This window comes from Allobosea sp. P1_A7, assembly GCF_056406775.1.
In genome coordinates this window covers 1-2,052 of sequence record NZ_JBFTZN010000504.1, presented here as the reverse complement: position 1 = coordinate 2,052, position 2,052 = coordinate 1, and the positions used below count along the sequence as shown (strand labels likewise).

Genomic DNA, 2,052 nt, shown 5'->3' with positions numbered 1-2,052 from the left:
GCATCACCCCGTTCAGTGAGCTCCTGATCCGGGCCGAGCRCCGAGATGCTGTCCGCCTATTGCTCGGCAAGTCGGCAAAACCTTTGAGACATCCTCTAGCTGAGCGGAGATAAAGGCGCGGGCGAATCGTTCGCTCGGGAACCGGACCACCAACCCCGAATCATCGGCCCGATTGGGAACGACTTCATAGGGAATCTCCCACTCGTTTAGCCATCGGTCCATTCGCTCGAGTTGATACAAAAAATGGTGCCCGTTCAATGGAACCAGGACGTGATAGATCCAGCTCGCCTTCCCCTGCGCCCGGCTCACTAAAATGCCACGAGGTGAAACGTCGATCATTCCAATTAACAGTCGTTATCGGGACATCCGCAGCTATCCTACTCACGCCGGAATCGACTAGGGCGTGTTGCCAGATTTGAGTATCAGCGGGCGACGATACAGATGATCGCAGACCGCCGAGCCTCGCGCATTAACATTGTTAAATGTCTTCGCGCCGCCCGGTCCGCACTGTCGTCGCGAGCCGGAGGCCCGCACCCCTAGTCCATCGCGCCAAGTCGCCCAAACGGATGATGGTCGATGATCGGGAAACCTTTTCGCGGCTCTCACGTTGCACGCCATCGGTCGCGAGCGCTCCCCGACCGAGGGAAGAGAGGTTTGATCTATGATCTCTGATCCGACACTGAGGAAAGCGACGGCTGGTCAGCAGGACGAACGATCCGACACACCGCGCGACAGCCAATCTCGCAGCGCCCTGGCTCTGAGCATGCTCGACCGCATGGGTTGCGGCTATATCTTCCTCAAGGACGGCCGAACGATCGTCGAGGCTAACGCCACGGCCCGGCTTATCCTTGGTCGCGAGGCGCGCTCGGTTCATGATCTCGACCAGCTAACCTGCGCCTTCAAGCGATTGCTGGCGCGCGCGCCGAACCGCCCGGCACTTGGCCCGCTGGCCTGGATCGTAATCTGGGATCAATACGACTCCCCTTTCGTTCTCAATCAGTCCACGGGCGACGTGCCAGACGGCACGAGCGTGGTCATGTTGCTCGATCTTGATGCGCATCTCGAGCCCAGTCCCTTGATGCTTCGGCGCATGTTTGGACTGACCATGGCCGAGACTCGCCTTGCTTTGAAAATGGCGCGGGGCGAGATGCCGTTGGATGTTGCCCGCAACTCGCACCTCAGCCGATCCACCGTTCGCTCGCAACTCTCCGCCCTCTTCGCTAAAACCCAGACGAAGCGCCAAGCGGAACTAGTCACATTGCTGACCCGGATCGCCGTCTTGCCGTGAGGACCGCCAGGCTTCTCGCTCGGGAAAAGTGCTCACCACGCCCGCTTAAACGCAAGCCCGCCGCCCTTACGGAGCAGCGGGCTAATTTCAGGTCTCGTTGCTCCAGGTTGGCATGCGCCGGACGTTCCCGACAAGCGTATTGAGCAGTCACCTTCCGCGGCGGCGGGCAGGCATCAACGACATCAGTCCGTACTCGGCCCGGCATAGCGTTTCCACGGAACTGGTGGTCAATGGGGTGCACGCATCCCCGGGCATGCGGTCGACGACATGTCGCGCCTGTATGCGCACATCCCACGGGCGCCGCTGATTGAGGCGATCAACACGATCTACATGCCGCAAGCCTGGCGCGACGTGAGCAAGGACCGCTGGGGCTCTGCGAGGGGCTAGTGGCGGCACTGGCGCCCGGAGGGGATCGGCGTCAGAGAATGCGTCGCCCATGATGAACTTAGCGGGCAATCCTTCGATTAGAGTGAGCCTGCGGACAATCCGGCGGGGGCTGGTCGTGCAGCCCAACCCCCTGACGGCCAGCTTTTGACAGGTCTCGGCTCCGGGCGCTTAATGCCGAGCATCAGCGTGCTAGGCCTGCGGCCTTGCTGTGATCGTAAGCGCTACTATCTGCGGATTCCGACGAATTCGGCGGGCAATTCCGATATGAATTCGGCACCCTGTTCCGATTTCATTCCGGCACCCCATTCCGATTTGAAGCCGGCAGGTGCGAGGTGATTTGCCTGGGTCGTTCGTGATGATTGTCGTGGATGGATTTG

At 60.5% G+C, this 2,052-nt stretch carries 1 protein-coding gene; it reads left to right on the top strand.

All coding sequences use genetic code 11. From position 1 onward, the window contains the following. Positions 1-661: 661 nt before the first annotated feature. On the top strand, positions 662-1,288 hold the full coding sequence (locus AC1D34_RS36955; protein WP_476826950.1) for a helix-turn-helix transcriptional regulator: 627 nt from the start codon (positions 662-664) through the stop codon (positions 1,286-1,288). Positions 1,289-2,052: the final 764 nt, after the last annotated feature.

Coding starts and splice junctions, on each gene's coding strand:
- AC1D34_RS36955 (WP_476826950.1), top strand. CDS start 662: ATGATCTCTGATCCGACACTGAGGAAAGCGACGGCTGGTCAGCAGGAC.